Source organism: Pseudomonas phenolilytica, from assembly GCF_021432765.1.
Taxonomy (GTDB): Bacteria; Pseudomonadota; Gammaproteobacteria; order Pseudomonadales; family Pseudomonadaceae; genus Stutzerimonas; species Stutzerimonas phenolilytica.
Map to the genome: position 1 here is coordinate 3,183,474 of NZ_CP058908.1, position 20,642 is coordinate 3,204,115.

The following is a 20,642-nucleotide window of genomic DNA, read 5'->3' on the forward strand; positions in this document are numbered from 1 at the left end:
TCACCTCAAATGGGGGTCAGGTTTCGGTGTGTTCTACAGGTTCGATCGTGCCGTCTCGAATCACGGCAGAGAATTGCTGCATCAATTGCTGCACCATCGGATCGGCCTGGATTGATCGCTCCGCCGCGCGCTGACGCTCTTCGCGACGGCGCGCCGCGGCCTGCGCCGGCGTTTCCTGCTGCGGTTTCTCCAGCTTGATCTCCAGCTGCAGCTTGCGCCCGTGGTACTGATCCAGCGCGTCGTTCAGGCGCCGCTGCTGAGTGGCGTTGAACAGTGCGCTCTGCGCCGGATCCAGATGCATCAACCAGCGGTCGCCGTCCACCTCGATCAGCGTGCAGTTGGCGGCAATGCTGCCGGTCAGGCCGGACAGGCCGAGCTTGAGATACAGCTCCAGCCAATCAGCAGCCAGCCCGGTTGCCGGTTCGGCCGCCGGCAACGGTTCGCTGGCAACGGCGGCGTGAGTCTCGACCAGATCGTCCAGATAGGCTTCGACCTGGTTTTCGACTTCGTAATAGTCCTCGTCGCTAAACGGTGGCTCGTCGTCGTCCGTATCCTCCACCGGAGCCAATGGTGCCGGCTGTTCGGCCGCGATGACGAGTGACGGTACTGGCTCAACAGCGGTCGCCTCAGGCGTCGTCTGCGCAGTACTTGGCGATTCGTCCCAGGGCACGTCGATGACCGGCGGCGCAGCGGGCTCGTTCGCGGGCAATGCCGGTGTCTGAACGGTGGATGCCTCCTCGACCGGCGGGACGACCTCGGTCACGGTTGCAACGCTCGGCGGCACGGTGACAGGCGGAACAGCCACCGCAGGCACGGAAGCAGGCGCGGTGGCCGCTGCGGCCACCGGAGCCCTGTCGGAATCAGCCGTGGCCGGGCTGACTCCCAAATGCTTTAACTGTGTTCGCGGCGCATCTTCGCGGTCGGCGGGACGGAACGCCAGCATGCGCAGCAGCACCATCTCGAAGCCACTGCGCGGATCGGGCGCCAACGGCAGGTCGCGCCGGCCGATCAACCCCATCTGGTAATAGAACTGCACATCCTCGGCGGGCAACGCCTGAGCCAGCGCGAGGACGCGATCGCGGTCACCCTGGCCGTTATCGATCGCTTCCGGCAGCGCCTGGGCAATGGCCACGCGGTGCAGCACATTGAGCATTTCTGCCAGCACGCCGGCCCAGTCCGGGCCTTGCTCGGCCAGCTGGCGCACGGCTTCGAGCAGTGCGCGCGCGTCACCTTCGAGCAACGCCTGCAATACACCGTAGACCTGCCCATGATCGAGCGTGCCGAGCATCGCGCGCACATCGGCGGCGAGCACCCGCCCCTCGCCAAAGGCGATCGCCTGGTCGGTCAGGCTCATCGCATCGCGCATCGAGCCATCTGCCGCCCGGCCGAGCAGCCACAGGGCGTCTTCCTCGAACGGTACGTTCTCCGCACCAAGCACGTGAGCCAGATGCTCGACCACCCGCTCCGGCGGCATGTTCTTCAGCGAGAACTGCAGGCAACGCGAAAGGATGGTAACGGGCAGCTTCTGCGGGTCTGTGGTCGCCAGCAGGAACTTGACGTGCGGCGGCGGTTCTTCGAGCGTCTTGAGCAGCGCATTGAACGAATGCGACGAAAGCATGTGCACTTCGTCGATCAGGTAGACCTTGTAGCGGCCACGGCTCGGCGCGTACTGCACGTTGTCCAGCAGTTCGCGGGTGTCCTCGACCTTGGTGCGGCTCGCGGCATCGACTTCGATCAGGTCGACGAAGCGCCCCTCGTCGATCTCGCGGCACACCGAGCACTCGCCACAAGGGGTCGAGCTGACGCCAGTTTCGCAGTTCAGACACTTGGCGATAATCCGCGCGATGGTGGTTTTGCCCACGCCGCGGGTGCCGGTAAACAGATAGGCATGGTGCAGACGCTGATTGTCCAGCGCATTGATCAGGGCCTTGAGCACGTGCGTCTGCCCGACCATTTCGCGGAACGAGCGCGGACGCCATTTGCGGGCTAGAACCTGATAACTCATAACACCATCGTGGGCTAAGCGGGTCGGGTAGGGACAAGCCATTACTGGCCCGTCCCCCCCCTAAGAACCGTACGTGCGGCTTTCACCGCATACGGCTCAAGTTTACGAAAAGCCAGCCAAGAGGCTTGGCCGACATTATATGGCGCGAGATATTAGCATCTCTGGCCACCGTATCGCAGAGTTACCTTTTCACGCTGGCTATGCACCAGCGCATGGCAGTTGGGATGAAGCAGCACGCGGTTCCTCAAAGTATCCGGCCCGCCGTCCACACGCCTGATGACGTGGTGGTCGTGCCAACCGGTTTCCCTGCTGATCGCATGCCCGCACAGGGCGCAAAGCCCCATCTGTCTGCGGAAGATGCTGAGCACCTGTCCCCGATAACGCAGCTTGTGCTGCATCCGTTGAACCCTCAGCGCCTCCCACTTCAGTTCCTGCGTCGCGTCGTAGGGCTGATACTCACCCGGTAGACGCTTGTGACGCACGATTGCGGTTTCCGCCAGCCCGTACAGCCGCCGGTGTTGCCTTTCTCCCTTGCCATTTTTATAGGGATACGCAAACACCCAGTTCTGCCTGCCTATGGATCGGAAGTATTTATTCCTGATCCAATCAGCCGACTTCCGCGGATGCCTGCGCTTCGCCCACCTCCAGATTCGCCAGAAAATAAGATTATCCAGCTTGCTGAAGGCCTCTTTTGCCACGACCGGGGAGTGGTATTGCGCCCACCCCTTCAGTACCGGGTTCAGCTGGCCGATCAACGCGTCCTGCGTCAGTGCTCCGCTGCCTTTGATGATCTCTCGCACTTTCCGATAGAACGCCGAGACGTTCTTCTTCGAGGGCTTGATCAGCAGCTTGGCGTTCCTATACGGCGATTTCGGCACGTACTTCCTGAAATTCCACCCCAGAAAATCGAAGCCTTGGTGGATGTGCGTGATCTGCGTTTTCTCCCGTGACAGCGCAACCCCTCGTGCCGACAGGAATTGCTCTACCCAAGGTTTGACCACGTCCTCTAACAGCTCTTTCGAGGCTGCCGTAACGACAAAGTCATCCGCATAGCGAACACACTGCACCTTGCTCTTCTTAGCGTTCCGGACCCCCAACTTCTTCACCAGATGGCGCTTTAGCTGAATCTCCAGACCATTCAGGGTGGCGTTTGCCAGACAGGGCGAGATGATCCCGCCTTGCGGCGTCCCGGCCTCCGTAGCCATGAGTTGTCGCCGGTCGATAACCCCGGCTTTCAACCATTTGCGCAGCACCGTTCTGTCCATCGGGACATTTCGACACAGCCACTCGTGATTGATGTTGTCGAAGAAACCCTTGATGTCGCCCTCCAGAATCCAGACCGGCGCCGTTTGCGGCGACAGCAGGTGGAATAGCTCGACCATCGCGTCAGCAGTCGAGCGATCCGGGCGAAACCCATAGGATTTCGGATCGCTGGTGCTTTCGATTACAGGTTCCAAGACTTGCAGATACAGCGCCTGCATGGCCCGATCCAGCATCGTCGGGATACCCAGCGGGCGCTTCTCTTGCTTGCCGGGCTTCGGTATCCATACCCGCCGTAGCGGTTTGGGCCGATAGCCTCGCTTTTTCGACAGACGTCCCACGGCCTGGAGCTTGGCCTGAGGCGTTCCCCAGGTTTCTCCGTCGACTCCCGGCGTCTTGCGACCCCGGTTTTCCGTGACTCGCCTTACAGCCAGACAGCGGCCATAAAACGAGTGGGTCAGCAGTCGTTGCAGGCGTTTAACCCTGCGCCAATCGCCTTCCCCAGTTGCCTGCGCAATCTTTAGCTGCGTCTTCCGAACGGTTTGTTGAATCCTGGCCCAATCGAGAGCGTGCCAGTTCTTCATCCCGTCGAAGGACGCAGACGCGACCGGTGTTGCTGGTTGCGTTTTCATACGGCCCTCCTGATATGCACGACATTCAGGACGGACTACCCCCTATGGGCAGTAGTCGCCCATAGGGTCGTTTGGTTATCGCTGGAATCAGCGGCTCTTCTTGCGCTCGTAAACCAGATGCACGTCAGCCAGGGTTGCCCCTGCCGGTGATGTTTCAACCGGTATGCCACCCATTACAGGCGACCATTCGCTTTTTGCATCCTCCCATTCCCCACACCCATCAGCGCCCCTTGCGGTTTGCCTGCCTGACCGATGTTGCTGGCCGGGCGAGTGGTCGGGATTGCCACGTTCCCCGAGTCGCATCGATTCCCCGTTTAGGCTTCGTCTCTCCCCCGGCAGTCTGCGGTACCGCATCACCTCATCCCACAGTGATGACCAACTGCATTGCCGTTTTTGGCTGAGGCCAATAATTGCCGTAGGCCCGTCCATTATGACGAGGGTTCAGGCGACGATTCACATGTGTTAGCCATGCGGGTTGGGTCATTAGCCTCGGTACGTCCGTGCAATTCGGACGCGAAGCGTTCTCCATCACCGGATAACACCCTCTTGCGAGCGAGACATTGTTAATCGGGCTTCACACCCCAGGGTTGGCCCCTGACGCATGCCGATCTAATGAACGGGCAGGTACATGCCCGGCTCGGTACTCCCTGTGCAAGCGGAGCTGAGCAATGCGTTTCGGAGCTTGACGCTCCGTGCTTGGTTCAACGTCCCCAACGTCTCACGACGGTGATAAGGCTCTATGCCAAACAAGAGGACGAAGTTCTGCCCTGAGGGCGGAATTCACCCTCAGGCTTAGACATTATTTGTAACAATCCAGACGGGCCGGAAAGCTACTTTCCTGTGTCTGCACCTCATTCTGAACCCATTTTGGGCGCGAACTGATGCAGATTTATTGCCTAGCTTCGCTAAAACGCAGAGCGTCCGAAGCATAGGTTTACCAGGCAGAGCCGGTACATTGACTGCTGTTTTAAGCATTAACCCCCTGATAGCAAAGGGTTTGGAGCCATGGTGCAGTAAACCAAACCAAGCACGACACGTACACACGTGTCGCACAGGACGGGTAATGCTAGCGGAGCAGGCCGCAAATTGCATCCGACCAATCGGCCTAGCCCAGCAGCGCACCCAGCCCGCGCACGACACGGGTCAATTCGTCGTTATCGCCATGTATGTGCACCCGCACGCCGTCGATTTCGCGCCGTGGCGGGTAGGCCTTGCGCAGCTGGTCGAAGGCAACACGGCGCTGCGCCTCGTCACCGCGCAGGCTGCGACGGAACGCGGCATCGTCGCTACGCGGGTCGTAGACCGCGCGGCACAGCGTAGCCAACAGGGCACGTGGATCGGCAGAGCCATCGAAGCTCAGCGCCTGCAGCGCCGGCGCCGGCATCAACTCGTCCAGCGTCACTGTCGGCGCCAGCCCTTGGGCAGCACAGAATGCCTGATACACCTGCGCGGTACCGCGCAGCTTGCCGTCCAGGCTGTAGCCGGCGATATGCGGCGTGGCCAGCTGGCACAATTCGGCCAGGGCGACGTCGACCTGCGGCTCGCCTTCCCAGACATCCAGTACCACCTGCAGATCCGGTCGACGTAGCAGCAGTTCGCGCAGCGCGGCATTGTCCACCACCGCACCGCGGCTGGCGTTGATCAGCCAGCTGCCAGGACGCAGTTGCGCCAGTCGGGAAGCGTCGAACAGATGGAAGGTCGGGTGTGCACCCTGCAATTCCAGTGGCGTATGCAGGCTGATCACATCGCACTCGGCGATGACTTCCTCCAGCGTGACGAAGTCCCCCGCCTCGCGCGCCTGACGCGGCGGATCGCAGACCCGCACATCCCAGCCCAGGCCGCGTAACACCTCCACCAGCCGCCCGCCCACTTCGCCCGCGCCGACCACGCCGTAGCGACGTGTCGTCAGTTCCTCGCCCTGCCGTTCGGCCAGCGTCAGCAGGCTGCCCAGCACGTAATCCACCACACCGCGCGCATTGCAGCCGGGCGCACTGGCCCAGGTGATGCCAGCTTCGAGGAAATAGTCGAGGTCCAGATGATCGGTGCCGATGGTGCAGGTGCCGACGAAGCGCACCGGCGTGCCGGCGAGCAATTCGCGATCGACGCGGGTCACCGAGCGCACCAGCAGCACGTCGGCCTGCTCCAGCGCCGCCCGGTTGATCGAGCGACCGGCCATGCGGCGGATGCTGCCGAAGCCGGCGAAGAAGGCATCGACCAAAGGAATGTTTTCGTCGGCGAGGATACGCATGGCAGGCTCCGTTTCAGATGCGGCCCATTCTAGACGCCTCGCCGCCATTTTTCCGCCTTTCGGCCAGCTGTCGTGCGGCGTAGACTACCGCGCTCTTTGTATACAACCGGAACGATGCAATGCCTTCTGAGTCGAGAGCCGGCCGGGTGCGGACCGAGCTGCGTACCCTCTTCGCCCTCGCCCTGCCGATGATGATCGCTCAGCTGGCCAATACGGCGATGGGCTTCGTCGATACGGTGATGGCGGGCCGGGTCAGTGCGCACGATCTGGCGGCGGTGGCCTTGGGCAACTCCATCTGGGTTCCGGTTTTTCTGTTCCTGACCGGCGTGATCCTGGCCACGACGCCGAACGTGGCACAGCGTTTCGGCGCCGGCCGCCACGGCGATATCGGTCCGCTGGTGCGCCAAGCGTTGTGGATGGGCGGCGGCCTCGGCAGCCTGTGCGCCGTCCTGATGTGGAACGCCGAGCCGATGCTGCACTGGATGAACGTCGAGGCAGCGCTGATCGACCCCAGCATGGGCTATCTACGCGCTGTCGCCTGCGGCTTTCCGGCGATCGGGCTGTATCAAGTGCTGCGTTGCTACAGCGACGGTCTCGGCCACTCGCGCCCGAGCATGGTGGTCGGCGTTCTCGGCCTGCTGCTGAATATCCCGCTCAACTACATCTTCATCTACGGCAAGCTCGGCGCGCCGGCACTCGGCGGTGTTGGCTGCGGTGTCGCGACGTCGCTGGTCATGCTGTTCATGCTGCTGGCCATGCTGTTCTGGGTGCGCCGCGCCGCGCCGTATCGACCGAGTCAGCTGTTCGCCCACTTCGAATGGCCGCGCTGGCCGGTGCTCAGCCCTCTGCTGGCGGTCGGTCTGCCGATCGGCATCGCGGTGTTTGCCGAAGCCAGCATCTTCTCGGTCATTGCCCTGCTGATCGGCGCATTGGGCGCGACGGTGGTGGCCGGACACCAGATAGCGCTGAACTTCACCTCGCTGATCTTCATGATCCCGCTGTCGCTGGGCATGGCAGTCACCGTGCGGGTGGGACAGGCGCTGGGCCGTAGCGCACCGCGCGATGCGCGTTTCGCCGCCGGCGTCGGGGTGGGCACGGGGCTGGTGTATGCCTGTTTTTCCGCCACCGCGATGCTGCTGTTCGCCGTGCCGATCGCCCGCATCTACACGCCCGACCCCGCGGTGATTGCCGTGGCGTCCGGGCTGTTCTTCTATGCGGCGCTGTTCCAGTTCTCCGATGTCGTGCAGGTCACCGCTGCCGGCGCCCTGCGCGGTTACCAGGACACGCGCATGACTATGATCTTCACCCTCTTCGCCTACTGGGGTATCGGCCTGCCGATCGGCTACGTGCTCGGCCTGACCAACCACTTCGGCCCGGCATCCGGCCCCGGCGGGCTATGGCAGGGGCTGATCGCCGGACTGAGCTGTGCAGCGGTGCTGCTCAGCATACGCCTGGCGCGCAGCGCACGGCGCGCGATTCGTCTTCAGCAGGCTCGCCCGGCTCAGGCCTGAGTCCATCGACGCGAATCCTCGGAAACGCTCTGCATCAGCGGACGGGGCGATGACACTGGTCAGCATGACTTGACCGCTGAGCCGGGCAACTGAATACTGTATTCATATACAGTATTTTCTGGATTGCCTCGCATGACATCCGTGGTTGCCCTCGATCGCCTGCTCGATGCACGCCGTGTCTGGCGTGGGCAGGCCATCGTCGCCCCAGCCGCCAGCCAGCCGACCGGACATGCCGCGCTGGATGCTGCCCTTCCGGGTGGTGGCTGGCCGGAGGCGGCGCTGAGCGAGATTCTCCTCGCCGCGCCCGGCACCGGCGAGCTGCACCTGCTGTGGCCGACCCTTGCCCGGCTGACCATGACTGGCGAGCGGGTGGTGCTGGTCGGCCCGCCACATCTGCCCTACCCCCAGGCCTGGCTGGCCGCCGGCGTCGATCTGCGTCAGTTGAGCATCGTCCACGCGAGCGGGCGCGATGCGCTGTGGGCGACCGAACAATGCCTGCGCTCGGGCAGCTGTGGCGCCGTGGTGTGCTGGCCGAGGCAGGCGGAAGATCGCGCCCTGCGGCGCCTGCAAGTGGCCGCCGAAACCGGACAGACGCTGGCGTTCGCCTATCGTCCGCAGGCTGAAGCGCTGAACCCCTCGCCCGCCGCCCTGCGCTTGGCCATCGACGCTCACCCGGCGCAACTGCGCGTGCTCAAGTGCCGGGGCGGCCTGGCGCCGGCACGGCCGATCGCCGCCAGCGCCTGGCGGTGACACGGACATGCTCTGGGCCTGCATCCTGCTGCCGCAACTGGCGATGGACGGCGTGCTGCGTGAACGCAGCGACCCTGCCGCGCCGTTGGCCTTGCTCACCGGCCCGGCACAGCGGCGCGTGCTGCAGGCGGTCAATCCGTCGGCGCGCGAACTCGGCCTGAAACCCGGCCAGACGCTGGCTGCCGCTCAGGCACTGACCCGCAATTTCACCAGCGCCGACTACGATCTGGCGGCCATCGAGCGCTGGCAGCGCTTCCTGGCCTCCTGGGCCTATGGCTTCAGCGCTCAGGTCAGCCTGCATTACCCGCGCTGCCTGCTGCTGGAAGTGCAGTCCAGCCTCGGCCTGTTCGGCCCCTGGCCACGCTTCGAGGCGCGCCTGCGCCAGGAACTGAACGCTCTGGGCTTTCGCCAGCGCATCACCGTCGCCCCCAACCCGGCAGCGGCACGGATACTCGCCAATGCCCACGATGGTCTGGCGGTGAGCGATGACACAACGCTGCGCGAGGCGCTCGGGCGTTTGCCGGTGGAGCGCCTTGGCCTGTCGCGCGAAGTGGCCACGGCCTTCGCGCGCATGGGGTTGCGCAGCCTTTCGCAACTGCTCGCCCTGCCTCGCGACAGCGTGGCCCGGCGCTTCCCGGCCGAGGTGCTGCTGCAGCTCGACACCCTGCTCGGGCAGCGGCCACTGGCGCTGGAGTTCTACCGCCCGCCGGATGTTTTCGACGCGCGCATCGAATTGAACTTCGAGGTCGAGTCGCACCAGGCGCTGCTGTTCCCGCTGCGCCGGCTCACCGCCGATCTGGCCGCCTACCTCGCCGGGCGCGACAGCGGCGTACAGCGCTTCGTCCTGCAACTGGAACATCGCGACCTGGCCGACAGCCAGGTCGTCGTCGGCCTGCTGGCTGCCGAGCGCGAGGCCGGCATGCTGTTCGAGCTGACCCGCGGCCGCCTGGAACAGCTGCAACTGCCGGCACCGGTGCTGGCAGTGCGATTGCTGGCGCGCGAGCTGCCGGCCTTCACCCCGCAACACCGCCAGCTGTTCGATGAAAGAGCGCAGCAAACGCTGCCCTGGGAACAGCTGCGCGAACGCCTGCGCGCGCGTCTCGGCGACCATGCTGTGCAGGGCCTCGGCGCCTGCGCCGATCATCGCCCCGAACATGCATGGCAGACGCAGGCACAGGCGCCACGTACAGCCCTGCCGGCAAGCGGCCCGCGCCCCGGCTGGTTGCTGACCGCGCCGCAGCCGCTGCGCGAAAGCTCGCTGCGCATCCTCGCCGGCCCGGAACGTATCGAGTCCGGCTGGTGGGACGGCGAGGATATACGGCGCGACTACTACCTCATCGAAACACGCGCCGGCCAGCGCGGCTGGGCCTTCCGCCCGCTCGGCAGCGACGGCCCGCTGCTGCTGCACGGCTGGTTCGCATGAGTGGTTACGCCGAACTGCACTGCCTGTCCAACTTCAGCTTCCAGCGCGGCGCTTCCAGCGCCCAGGAGCTGTTCGAGCGGGCAGCGCGACTGGGCTACCGCGCCCTGGCGATCACCGACGAATGCACGCTGGCAGGTATCGTCCGCGCCTGGCAGGCAGCCAAGGACAGTGGCGTACCACTCATCGTCGGCAGTGAGGTGCGTATCGAAAACGGCCCCCGGCTGATCCTGCTGGTTGAAACCCTGACCGGCTATCAGGCGCTTTGCCGCTTGATCACCCTGGCTCGCCGCCGTTGCGAGAAGGGTCGCTATCGCCTTTTGTTCGACGATTTCGTCGAGTCCCCGGACGGGCTGCTGGCAATCTGGCTGCCGGATGATGACGACGACCACCTGCCCAGGCTGCGCCGCTTGTTCCCGCAGCGACTGTGGCTGGCCGTCGAACTGCATCGCGGCGCGGATGACGCCGCGCAACTGCAGTACCTGCTTGAGCGGGCGACGTCCTGCGGGCTACCGCCGGTGGCCTGCGGCGACGTGCATATGCACGCCCGCGGACGGCGTGCCCTGCAGGACTGCATGACCGCCATCCGCCACCACCTGCCGGTGGCCGAGGCCGGCGCCCACCTGTTCCCCAACGGCGAGCGCCATCTGCGGCGTCACGAGGAACTGGCCGAGCTGTATCCGCCCGCCCTGCTCGCCGAAACCCTGCGCATCGCCGCGCGCTGCACCTTCGATCTCGGCCAGTTGCGCTACCACTATCCGCGCGAACTGGTTCCGCACGGACATGACGCCACCTCCTGGCTGCGCGAGCTGGCCGAGCGCGGCGCCCACTGGCGCTGGCCGAACGGCGTGCCCGAGCGGGCCCGCGGGCTGCTCGAACATGAGCTGAAGCTGATCGCCGAGCTGGCGTACGAGAGCTACTTCCTCACCGTGCATGACATCGTGAACTGGGCACGTGAGCGGCAGATTCTTTGTCAGGGGCGTGGTTCGGCGGCTAACTCCACGGTGTGTTTCGCCCTCGGCATCACCGAACTCGACCCCACCCTGCCGGGGCGTCGTCTGCTATTCGAGCGTTTTCTCTCGCGCGAGCGCAAGGAGCCGCCGGATATCGACGTGGACTTCGAGCACGAGCGCCGCGAGGAAGTCATCCAGTACGTCTTCAGCCGCTATGGCCGCCACCGCGCCGCGCTCACCGCCGTGGTCAGCACCTATCACAGCGCCGGCGCACTGCGCGACGTGGCCAAGGCGCTCGGCCTGCCAGCCGACCAGGTGAATACGCTGGCCGACTGCTGCGGGCGCTGGAGCGACCGTGTGCCCTCGGCCGAGCGCCTGGCCGAGGCTGGCTTCGATGCGAACAACCCGCTGCTGCGCCGGGTGCTGGCACTGACCGGCGAACTGATCGGCTTCCCCCGCCACCTGTCGCAGCATCCTGGCGGCTTCGTGATCAGCGAACACCCGCTGCAGACCCTTGTGCCGGTGGAGAACGCCAGCATGGCCGAGCGCACGGTGATCCAGTGGGACAAGGACGACCTCGATCTGGTCGGACTGCTCAAGGTCGATGTGCTCGCGCTCGGCATGCTCAGTGCGCTGCGTCGCTGCTTCGCCCTGATCGAGCGTTATCGCGGCACACGCTGGACGCTGGCCAGCCTGCCGCAGGAGGATCCGGCGACCTACGCCATGATCAGCCGCGCCGACACCATCGGCGTGTTCCAGATCGAGTCACGGGCGCAGATGGCCATGCTGCCGCGCCTGCGCCCGCGCAAGTTCTACGATCTGGTGATCCAGGTGGCCATCGTCCGCCCAGGGCCGATCCAGGGCGACATGGTTCATCCGTACCTGCGCCGGCGTAACAGCGAGGAGCCGGTGCTCTATCCCTCCGACGAACTCATGCCGGTATTCGAGCGCACCCTTGGCGTGCCGCTGTTCCAGGAGCAGGTGATGGAACTGGCTATCATCGCCGCCGACTACAGCCCCGGTGAGGCCGACGAACTGCGCCGCAGCATGGCTGCCTGGAAGCGCCACGGCGGCCTGGAACATCATCGCGAACGGCTGACCGCGCGGATGCTCGCCAAGCACTACGAGCCGGAATTCATCACGCGTATCTTCGAGCAGATCAAAGGCTTCGGCAGCTACGGCTTCCCCGAATCCCACGCCGCCAGCTTCGCCCTGCTTACCTACGCCAGCAGCTGGCTGAAATGCCACGAGCCGGCGGCGTTCGCCTGCGCGCTGATCAACAGCTGGCCGATGGGTTTCTACAGCCCCGATCAGGTATTGCAGGATGCCCGGCGCCACGGCATCGAAGTGCGACCGGTAGACGTATGCCACAGCGACTGGGATTGCAGCCTGGAGCCCGGCGCCAAGGCACAGCCGGCGATCCGCCTGGGCCTGCGGATGATTCGCGGCCTGCGTGAGGCGGATGCGCGGCGCATCGAGGGCGCTCGCCAGGCACAAGCGTTCAGCGATGTCGATGACCTCAGCCGGCGCGCCGGACTGGACGCCCGCGCGCGCGAAACGCTGGCCGATGCTGGCGCCCTGCACGGCCTTGCCGGTCATCGTCATCACGCACGCTGGGCCGTTGCCGGGGTCGAACCGCAGCTGCCGCTGTTCGCCGAGCTGGCCGCAACGACGGAAGCGCCGGTGAACCTGCCGCTGCCCACGACTGGCGAGGACCTGCTGACCGACTACGCAACCCTCGGCACGACGCTTGGACCGCATCCGCTGACGCTGCTGCGCGACCAGCTGAGGGCACGGCGCTGCCGCAGTTCACGCGAGCTGGCCGATGCCGAGCCCGGTCGGCCGGTCAGCGTGGCCGGCCTGGTGATCGGTCGGCAGCGCCCGCAGACCGCCAGCGGCGTGGTGTTTGTCACCCTGGAAGATGAGTTCGGATTGATCAATGTGGTGGTCTGGCAGCATCTGGCCGAACGCCAGCGCCCGGTGCTGCTGCAGTCGCAACTGCTGCAGGTCGACGGTCATCTGGAGTCCGCTCATGGTGTGCGCCACGTGATAGCCGGCCGACTGCGCGACCTCAGTGCGCTGCTCTCGGGGCTGGATGTGCGCAGCCGAGACTTCCAGTGAACCGGCTCAAACCGGAGCCCTGACGACGCGCCCGGCGGCTAGCGCTGGGTATTCGCGGCCGGCCTCCGTACAATGCGCGCCTCACGATAGACCCCGATGCGGCGCATGCAGCCCGCACTCAGCGCTGCCCGCCGAAGCGATAACGCCGGCGCCGGGCCGCAATGGCACGCGAAAGCTGCCCACAAGCCCCAACGAAACCATTTGAAACCCGCGAGATAGAGCCTCTTGATTTCCACCGCTAACATCACCATGCAGTTCGGCGCCAAGCCGCTGTTCGAAAACGTTTCCGTCAAGTTCGGCGGCGGCAACCGCTACGGCCTGATCGGCGCCAACGGCTGCGGCAAGTCGACCTTCATGAAGATTCTCGGCGGCGAGCTGGAGCCGTCGGCCGGTCAGGTGATGCTCGAACCCAACGTGCGTCTGGGCAAGCTGCGCCAGGACCAGTTCGCCTACGAAGACTTCAGCGTGATCGACACCGTGATCATGGGCCACGAGGAGCTGTGGCAGATCAAGGCCGAGCGCGACCGCATCTATTCCCTGCCGGAAATGAGCGAGGATGACGGCATGGCCGTCGCGGAGCTCGAAGTGCAGTTCGCCGAGTTCGACGGCTACACCGCCGAATCCCGCGCCGGTGAGCTGCTGCTCGGCCTGGGCATTCCACTGGAGCAGCATTTCGGCCCGATGAGCGCCGTCGCGCCGGGCTGGAAGTTGCGCGTGCTGCTGGCCCAGGCGCTGTTCTCCGATCCGGAAGTGCTGCTGCTGGACGAACCGACCAACCACCTGGACATCAACACCATCCGCTGGCTGGAGTCGGTGCTCACGGCGCGCAACAGCACCATGATCATCATTTCCCACGACCGCCACTTCCTGAACTCGGTCTGCACCCACATGGCCGACCTGGATTACGGTGAGTTGCGCCTGTTCCCCGGCAACTACGACGAATACATGACCGCCGCGACCCAGGCCCGCGAGCGTCTGTTGTCGGACAATGCCAAGAAGAAGGCGCAGATCGCCGAGCTGCAGACCTTCGTCAGCCGCTTCTCGGCCAACGCCTCCAAGGCCAAGCAGGCCACCAGCCGCGCCAAGCTGATCGACAAGATTCAGCTTGAGGAGGTCAAGCCGTCCAGCCGGGTCAGCCCGTTCATCCGCTTCGAGCAATACAAGAAGCTGCACCGCCAGGCGGTCACGCTGGAACGCCTCAGCCAGGGTTACGACGGCACTGCGCTGTTCAAGAATCTGAACTTGCAGATCGAAGCCGGTGAGCGGGTCGCCATCATCGGGCCCAACGGCATCGGCAAGACCACCCTGCTGCGCACGCTGGTCGGCGAGATGCCGCCGATGTCCGGCGAAGTGAAATGGACCGAAAGCGCCGATGTCGGCTACTTCGCCCAGGACCACGCCGAGGACTTCGAGGACGACGTCACGCTGTTCGACTGGATGGGCCAGTGGACCCAGGGCGGCGAACAGCTGGTGCGTGGCACCCTTGGGCGCATGCTGTTTTCCAACGACGAGATCAAGAAGTCGGTAAAAGTGATTTCGGGGGGCGAACAGGGCCGCATGCTGTTCGGCAAGCTGATCCTGAAGAAACCCAATGTGCTGGTGATGGACGAACCGACCAACCACCTGGACATGGAGTCGATCGAGGCGCTCAACCTGGCACTGGAGAACTATCCGGGCACGCTGATCTTCGTCAGCCATGACCGCGAGTTTGTCAGCTCGCTGGCCACGCGCATCATCGAGCTGTCGGAGAACGGCGTGACCGACTTCAGCGGCAGCTACGACGACTACCTGCGCAGCCAGGGCGTGCTGGTCTGATCGATCAACAAGCCCCATGAAAAAGCCCCGCGAACGCGGGGCTTTTTCGTTTCCAGGCTCAACGCCCTAGCCCACCGCCGTGCTCCAGTCGATCAGGCCGAACTGCCAGGTCGCCAGGATGACGATGCCAAACACGATGCGATACCAGGCAAACGCCGCATAGCTGTGGTTGCCGATGAACTTCAGCAACGCCCGCACCGCCAGCATCGCAAAGAGGAACGAGGTGACGAAGCCGATGGCGAACACCGGGAAATCGCCGGGCTGGAACAGGTCGCGGTACTTGTAGCCCGAGTACACGGCCGCACCCACCATCGTCGGCATCGCCAGGAAGAAGGAGAACTCCGTCGCGGCCTTGCGCGAGAGGCCGAACAGGAGGCCGCCGATGATCGTCGAACCGGAGCGCGACGTACCCGGCACCAACGCCAGGCACTGGGCGAAACCGACCTTGAGCGCGTGCGTCCAGCGCATGTCGTCGACTGTTTCGGCTTCGATGCGATGGTCGCGGTTCTCCGCCCAGAGCATGACGATGCCGCCGATCACCAGTGCGGTGGCAACCGTGATCGGGTTGAACAGGTAATGATGGATCAGGTCGGCGAACAACACGCCGAGCACCACTGCCGGCATGAAGGCGATCAGCAGATTCAGGGTGAACTTCTGCGCCTCACGCTCCTTCGGCAGGCCCACCACCACGCCGATGATCTTACGGCGGTATTCCCAGACCACCGCCAGGATGGCGCCCAGCTGAATAATGATGTTGAAGGCCAGCGCGCGCTCGCCGCCAAAGCCGATCAGATCCGCGACGATGATCTGGTGCCCGGTACTGGATACCGGCAGAAACTCCGTCAGGCCCTCAACCACTCCCAGAATCAATGCCTGTACGGCAATCCAAAGATCCATCTATTCCCCATCAGCGATGCAGACCATCGCACTTGAAAATACAACAAAGGTATATGCCAGCACGGCGTCTGGCCGCTGTTCTGACTCGTCGCGGCCAAGTAAATTCCGCCGCATCTCAGGAGGGGGCTCATTTTTAGCCACGCGCGGCCGAAAAGCTATCAGGGAGAGGCCGGACAGGCAGAAGGGCGACGATCACTCATCTGTCCGGCACATTGCACCGATGCTGGTGCGCATAACGATAAAAGGCTCATCAGGAGTTCTACGAAAATGAATCTGCTGCGAAAGTTTCCCATCAGCAAGCGTCTGTGGCTGATTCCGGTGGTCGCCATCCTCATGCTGTTCATCCTCGGCATGCTGATGATCCAGCAGGTGCGTAGCGATCTGTACAAGGGCAAGCAGGAGATGACCCGACATGTGGTCGAGACTGCTGCCGGCATCTTCGATCACTACCGCCAGCTCGAAACCAGCGGCACCATGTCCACCGCCGAGGCGCAGCAGGCGGCCATTAAGCAGATCCGCGCGTTGCGCTACGACGGCCAGGATTATTTCTGGATCAACGATCTCGGCCCGGTCATGATCATGCACCCGATGCAGCCCAAGCTCGAAGGCCAGAACCTGTCCCAGGTAAAGGACCCGACCGGCAAGGCACTGTTCAACGAAATGGTCGCCGTGGCCCGCCGTGACGGCGCCGGTGCCGTGGACTACATGTGGGCCAAGCCGGGCGAAGCCGACCCGGTACCGAAGATTTCCTACGTTCAGCTGTTCCAGCCCTGGGGCTGGATCATCGGCTCGGGCATCTACGTCGATGACGTCGAAGCCGAGTTCAAGAACTATTTGGTGCGTTTCTCCATCATCGGCCTGTTCATCGCCGCAATCATGGCTGTACTGGTGGCCATTTTGATCCGCAGCATCACTCGCCCGCTGCGCAACTCGATGTCGGCGATGGCCAACATCGCCAGCGGTGAGGCTGATCTGACGCGCGATCTGGATGTTTCCGGCAACGACGAGCTGACCACCCTGGGTCGCGATTTCAACCGCTTCACCGGCAAGCTGCGCAGCGTGATCAGCCAGCTGCTGGAGACGGCGCAGTCGCTGGGACAATCGTCCCAGACGCTCGGCAGCGTCTCCGGGGATGCCTTCCAGCAAAGCCAGCAGCAACTGCAGCAGATGGAACTGGTGGCCACCGCCATCAACGAAGTCACGTACGCCGTGCAGGAAGTCGCGAAGAACGCCGAGCATGCCGCCAGCGAAGTTGGCGACGCGGAGAACCAGGCCGGCCAGGGCCAGTTGAACATCGAGGCCAGCCTGCAGCAGATCGACCAGCTGTCGGCGACCATCAGCCAGGCCGTGGGCGTCATCCAGTCGCTGGCCGATGAAACCACCAAGATCGGCAGCGTGCTCGAAGTGATCGGTTCCATCGCCGACCAAACCAACCTGCTCGCGCTCAACGCCGCCATCGAAGCCGCCCGCGCCGGCGAACAGGGCCGCGGATTCGCCGTAGTCGCCGACGAGGTACGCCTGCTGGCGCAGCGCACCCAGCAATCGACGGCGGAAATCCAGACCATGATCGAGCGCCTGCAGAAGAACTCCGGCGCGGCGGTAAACGTGATCATGGAGAGCAACCGGGCATCGCAGCTCACCGTCGAGCAGGCCAGCCAGGCCGGCGAGAGCCTCGGGCAGATCGCCCAGGCGCTGCGCAACCTGTCCGGCCTCAATGCCTCCATCGCCAGCGCTACGCTGCAGCAGTCGCATGTGGTCGAAGACATCAACCAGAACGTCACTCAGGCGGCCGGCCTGGCACAACAGAGCACCGACGCCGCCGAGCAGACCCGCGAGGCTGGCAAGCACCTCGGTGAACTGGCCGAGCGTCTGAACGGCCTGCTGCGCCAGTTCCGCGTCTGATCGACTGAGCGCCCCAGTTACATCGGGGCGCCGAGTCACACGGCAGGCACCGGCCTGCCGTTTTTCTTTGGCGGCAAGTTGTCGCAGCCCGATTGACCGTCGGTCGCTTGGGCGATGTCCGCATTCCCCAGCAAAATCCTTTTAAATCATGCCTTTAGGACGCCTGAGTCGTGCGCCAGAAATCAAACTCGGGCGTTATACCTTTGGCTAATTGCAAAAAAACTCACAACTCTCGGAATTCGAGTGTGACTCGCAAGTCCTCTGCGTACATCAACTGCATGTAAGGCCAACGCTGCAAGGCGCAAATGGCCCACCCATCGCACACAGAGAGACATGCCCAATGAACGCACCGCTCCGCATCAACGACGCCCTCCTCATCACCGATCGCGCATTCAAGCCCTTCCAGTGCGTAGCCTGGACCCTGCCGGAAGGTAACGGCGAAGTCAGCATCACCGTTGTCGACAGCGCCCTCGCCCGCCCGCTGGGCCGCTGCAAGATGTCCAGCAGCGTATACACCGATCCGGTCAAGCTGGGCGAAGCGCTGGAGCAGTCCCGCGAGCAGATGACCCGAGACGGCATCCACTTCTCGCCCTGGCACATGCCTGAATAAATTCGGCGCGTGTCTCCAGAAGGCCCGGCAGCTCTGCCCCGGGCCTTTTGCATTTCTGGACGCTGCGTTTGCTTCGCGTCGACCGACCCATTCACCTGTTTCACGGTCAGTACAGTTATCAACGAAACAGGAGACTCCCCATGAAAGGTGCTCACGCCTACGTCAACGATCAATGGCACAGCTGCGGTCTGGCCAGCCTGCCGCAAGGGCCGGGCGCTCACGAGATCACCCTGAAGTTCATCATCCCGCGCGATACCCAGTTCACCGGGTTGCTCGAGCATGTCTGCAAAATTGCCCTGCAGCACCTGCAGGAGGCCTACCCAGGACGCGACGTCACCCACGCGCCGATAGTCGGCTCCGTGGTCGGTGACGGCAGCGGCGACGGAATCCGGCTCGTTTATCACGTGGCGGCCGCCTGAACGCAACTTCGCAGAACGAGAACATCTGATGACGCCCTTCGACTGGCAACGCATCCTGCTCGATGACTTCCCGCTGCTGTTCATCGCCGAGGTGTCGATGCGCGCGCTGTTCGCCTTCGCCGCCGTGTTCGCCTTCCTCAAGATCAGCGGTCGGCGCGGCATCCGCCAGCTATCGGTGTTCGAACTGGTGATCATCCTGACGCTCGGTTCGGCTGCGGGAGATGTGTCCTTCTATGAAGACGTCCCGCTGCTGCCGATCATTGCCGTGTTCGTCACCCTGCTTGGGCTGTATCGCTTCACGGTATTGCTGATGACCCGCAGCCCGCGCTTCGGCAGCTGGCTTGAAGGCAAGCCGGTGACGATCATCCGCGATGGCCTCTACGAACTGCACAGCCTGAATCGCCATGACATCTCCGCCGACGAGTTCTTCATGGAGCTGCGTCAGCAGGGCGTGGAACACCTCGGTCAGGTCCGACTGGGCATTCTCGAAACCGACGGTGATGTCAGCCTGTTCTTCCATACGCCGGATCAGGTGCGTCCGGGTTTGTCGGTACTGCCGCCGGAGCATCGCCCGGAGTTCCGGCAGGCTCCGGCCAGCGACCTGTATGCGTGCAGCCACTGCGGTTTTCCACAGGTACTTGAAAGCCAGCAGGAGATGAACTGTCCGCGCTGCGGGCATCGCTGCTGGTGCAAGGCGCTGACCCACCCACGCCTGCACTGACACACGGTCCGAACCGCGCCGCTGACCGGCGGTCAGTCTGAACAGGGCCGACATCACGCCGGCCTCCACCGAAAGGAGACGCAGACATGCTGGGTGATTACTCCGCTATCAACGACCACCTCGATACCGCACGCAAACACGCCGATCAGGCCGAAACCGAAGGCAAGCCTGCAATCTATCGAGAAGCCATCGACGAACTGGTGGCCGCGATCCGCCTGCTGATGCGCAACACCCCCGAACGCGACAAGTGACCCCACAAATCGATGCGCAACCCTGCCGAGGGTCCGAAGTTGCCGCCGCAGGCAACCGGCATCCGCCCGGTTCCCGTGGACGAATCGGGCGACACGGGCACACCGCTCTGCCCTGCGCTGCCGGCAGAGCTGAACTACGTCGACGACAGCCAGCCGGGCATCCGACGCAGGCGTTTGCGCGGCAAGTTCGCCTATTACACCGCGCAGGGCGAACGCATCACCGATGAGGCTCAAGTTCGCCGCATCAACAGCCTCGCCATTCCACCCGCCTATCGCGACGTCTGGATCTGCGCCGACCCGCAAGGTCACCTGCAGGCCACCGGACGGGATGCGCGCGGACGCAAGCAGTATCGTTACCATCCGCGCTGGCGCGAGATACGCGACAGCAACAAGTACGAGCGCATGCTGGCATTCGGCGAAACGCTGCCAACGTTACGCAAATGTCTGGAACAAGACCTGGCTCGCAGCGGTATGCCACGCGAGAAAGTCATGGCACTGGTGGTGACGCTGCTCGAATCCACGCTGATTCGCATCGGCAATCCGCGCTACGCCCGCGACAACCGCTCCTACGGCCTCACCACGCTGCGCACCCGCCACGTCGACATACGCGGCACGGCGATCCGCTTCCAGTTTCGCGGCAAGAGCGGCGTCGAACACCAGGTGACACTGCGTGATCGACGGCTGGCGCGCCTGCTGCGGCGCTGCCTGGAGTTGCCGGGACAACAGCTGTTCCAGTACCTGGACGATAATGGCCAGCGCCGCACAGTCGGCTCCGGTGACATCAACCAGTACCTGCGCGATCTGACCGGGCGTGATTTCACTGCCAAGGACTACCGCACCTGGGCCGGCAGCGCGCTGGCGCTGGAGCACCTACGCACCCGGCAATGGCAGACCCAAAGCGAGGCGCGCCAGCAACTGGTCGAGACGGTGAAGCAGGTCGCCAGCCAGCTGGGCAACACGCCGACGGTATGCCGCCAGTGCTATATCCACCCGGCGATTCTGCAGGCATTCACCGAAGGCGAGCTGGCGGACCTCAAGCGCGCACGGCAGCGCAAGTGGTTGAGCCGTCAGGAGGTGGCCTTGCTGACGTTTCTGCGCAGTCGTGCCGACGCGCAATAGCCGGACCG

General features: G+C 64.0%; 14 protein-coding genes and 2 pseudogenes. 12 read left to right on the top strand and 4 right to left on the bottom strand.

Annotated features, from left to right (window positions below):
- Window positions 1–16: 16 nt before the first annotated feature.
- The 3 genes from dnaX to pdxB form a co-directional block, all read right to left on the bottom strand.
- Window positions 17–2,005 carry a DNA polymerase III subunit gamma/tau gene (dnaX, locus tag HU825_RS15240; protein WP_234302392.1) on the bottom strand — a complete coding sequence of 663 codons (1,989 nt, stop codon included), beginning with the start codon at window positions 2,003–2,005 and terminating at the stop codon, window positions 17–19.
- Between the two features lie 152 nt (window positions 2,006–2,157).
- Window positions 2,158–3,897, bottom strand: a complete 1,740-nt coding sequence (gene ltrA / locus HU825_RS15245) for a group II intron reverse transcriptase/maturase (protein ID WP_054093044.1) — start codon at window positions 3,895–3,897, stop codon at window positions 2,158–2,160.
- 1,105 nt (window positions 3,898–5,002) lie between these two features.
- Window positions 5,003–6,145 carry a 4-phosphoerythronate dehydrogenase PdxB gene (pdxB, locus tag HU825_RS15250; RefSeq protein ID WP_234302393.1) on the bottom strand — a complete coding sequence of 381 codons (1,143 nt, stop codon included), beginning with the start codon at window positions 6,143–6,145 and terminating at the stop codon, window positions 5,003–5,005.
- A 119-nt stretch (window positions 6,146–6,264) separates the two neighbouring features.
- Between pdxB and HU825_RS15255 the strand changes: the two genes are divergently transcribed.
- From HU825_RS15255 to HU825_RS15275, 5 genes are all read left to right on the top strand, one after another.
- Complete coding sequence (locus tag HU825_RS15255; RefSeq protein WP_234302394.1) at window positions 6,265–7,656, top strand: MATE family efflux transporter; 1,392 nt, start codon at window positions 6,265–6,267, stop codon at window positions 7,654–7,656.
- 132 nt (window positions 7,657–7,788) lie between these two features.
- Window positions 7,789–8,406, top strand: a complete 618-nt coding sequence (gene imuA / locus HU825_RS15260) for a translesion DNA synthesis-associated protein ImuA (protein WP_054093047.1) — start codon at window positions 7,789–7,791, stop codon at window positions 8,404–8,406.
- A 7-nt stretch (window positions 8,407–8,413) separates the two neighbouring features.
- A complete protein-coding gene (locus tag HU825_RS15265; RefSeq protein ID WP_138299951.1) occupies window positions 8,414–9,829 on the top strand; it encodes a Y-family DNA polymerase in 1,416 nt (471 codons plus the stop codon).
- Window positions 9,826–12,900, top strand: a complete 3,075-nt coding sequence (locus HU825_RS15270) for an error-prone DNA polymerase (RefSeq protein ID WP_234302395.1) — start codon at window positions 9,826–9,828, stop codon at window positions 12,898–12,900. The genes HU825_RS15265 and HU825_RS15270 overlap by 4 nt, the downstream gene beginning before the upstream one ends.
- Before the next feature lie 225 nt (window positions 12,901–13,125).
- A complete protein-coding gene (locus HU825_RS15275; RefSeq protein ID WP_043295600.1) occupies window positions 13,126–14,715 on the top strand; it encodes an ABC-F family ATPase in 1,590 nt (529 codons plus the stop codon).
- Window positions 14,716–14,781: 66 nt separating this feature from the next.
- On the opposite strand, the gene HU825_RS15280 is transcribed toward HU825_RS15275, so the two are convergent.
- Window positions 14,782–15,612, bottom strand: coding sequence for an undecaprenyl-diphosphate phosphatase (locus tag HU825_RS15280; protein ID WP_043295601.1), 831 nt, complete (start codon window positions 15,610–15,612; stop codon window positions 14,782–14,784).
- 402 nt (window positions 15,613–16,014) lie between these two features.
- Here HU825_RS15280 and HU825_RS18920 point away from each other — a divergent pair.
- The 7 genes and pseudogenes from HU825_RS18920 to HU825_RS15310 form a co-directional block, all read left to right on the top strand.
- Window positions 16,015–16,608, top strand: a pseudogene (locus HU825_RS18920) (cache domain-containing protein); the annotation flags it as partial.
- A 354-nt stretch (window positions 16,609–16,962) separates the two neighbouring features.
- Window positions 16,963–17,514, top strand: a pseudogene (locus HU825_RS18925) (methyl-accepting chemotaxis protein); the annotation flags it as partial.
- A 340-nt stretch (window positions 17,515–17,854) separates the two neighbouring features.
- On the top strand, window positions 17,855–18,124 hold the full coding sequence (locus HU825_RS15290) for a hypothetical protein (RefSeq protein WP_008567839.1): 270 nt from the start codon (window positions 17,855–17,857) through the stop codon (window positions 18,122–18,124).
- A 140-nt stretch (window positions 18,125–18,264) separates the two neighbouring features.
- Window positions 18,265–18,543: a hypothetical protein gene (locus tag HU825_RS15295; protein WP_043295605.1), complete on the top strand. Its 279-nt coding sequence runs from the start codon at window positions 18,265–18,267 to the stop codon at window positions 18,541–18,543.
- A 28-nt stretch (window positions 18,544–18,571) separates the two neighbouring features.
- Window positions 18,572–19,264 carry a DUF421 domain-containing protein gene (locus HU825_RS15300; RefSeq protein WP_043295607.1) on the top strand — a complete coding sequence of 231 codons (693 nt, stop codon included), beginning with the start codon at window positions 18,572–18,574 and terminating at the stop codon, window positions 19,262–19,264.
- 86 nt (window positions 19,265–19,350) lie between these two features.
- A complete protein-coding gene (locus tag HU825_RS15305) occupies window positions 19,351–19,515 on the top strand; it encodes a hypothetical protein (RefSeq protein ID WP_175415034.1) in 165 nt (54 codons plus the stop codon).
- Between the two features lie 12 nt (window positions 19,516–19,527).
- A complete protein-coding gene (locus HU825_RS15310; RefSeq protein ID WP_054093053.1) occupies window positions 19,528–20,634 on the top strand; it encodes a DNA topoisomerase IB in 1,107 nt (368 codons plus the stop codon).
- The last annotated feature ends 8 nt before the right edge of the window (window positions 20,635–20,642 follow it).

Coding starts and splice junctions, on each gene's coding strand:
- HU825_RS15280 (WP_043295601.1), bottom strand. CDS start 15,612: ATGGATCTTTGGATTGCCGTACAGGCATTGATTCTGGGAGTGGTTGAG.
- ltrA (WP_054093044.1), bottom strand. CDS start 3,897: ATGAAAACGCAACCAGCAACACCGGTCGCGTCTGCGTCCTTCGACGGG.
- HU825_RS15290 (WP_008567839.1), top strand. CDS start 17,855: ATGAACGCACCGCTCCGCATCAACGACGCCCTCCTCATCACCGATCGC.
- HU825_RS15300 (WP_043295607.1), top strand. CDS start 18,572: ATGACGCCCTTCGACTGGCAACGCATCCTGCTCGATGACTTCCCGCTG.
- HU825_RS15270 (WP_234302395.1), top strand. CDS start 9,826: ATGAGTGGTTACGCCGAACTGCACTGCCTGTCCAACTTCAGCTTCCAG.
- HU825_RS15310 (WP_054093053.1), top strand. CDS start 19,528: ATGCGCAACCCTGCCGAGGGTCCGAAGTTGCCGCCGCAGGCAACCGGC.
- pdxB (WP_234302393.1), bottom strand. CDS start 6,145: ATGCGTATCCTCGCCGACGAAAACATTCCTTTGGTCGATGCCTTCTTC.
- imuA (WP_054093047.1), top strand. CDS start 7,789: ATGACATCCGTGGTTGCCCTCGATCGCCTGCTCGATGCACGCCGTGTC.
- dnaX (WP_234302392.1), bottom strand. CDS start 2,005: ATGAGTTATCAGGTTCTAGCCCGCAAATGGCGTCCGCGCTCGTTCCGC.
- HU825_RS15255 (WP_234302394.1), top strand. CDS start 6,265: ATGCCTTCTGAGTCGAGAGCCGGCCGGGTGCGGACCGAGCTGCGTACC.
- HU825_RS15265 (WP_138299951.1), top strand. CDS start 8,414: ATGCTCTGGGCCTGCATCCTGCTGCCGCAACTGGCGATGGACGGCGTG.
- HU825_RS15305 (WP_175415034.1), top strand. CDS start 19,351: ATGCTGGGTGATTACTCCGCTATCAACGACCACCTCGATACCGCACGC.
- HU825_RS15295 (WP_043295605.1), top strand. CDS start 18,265: ATGAAAGGTGCTCACGCCTACGTCAACGATCAATGGCACAGCTGCGGT.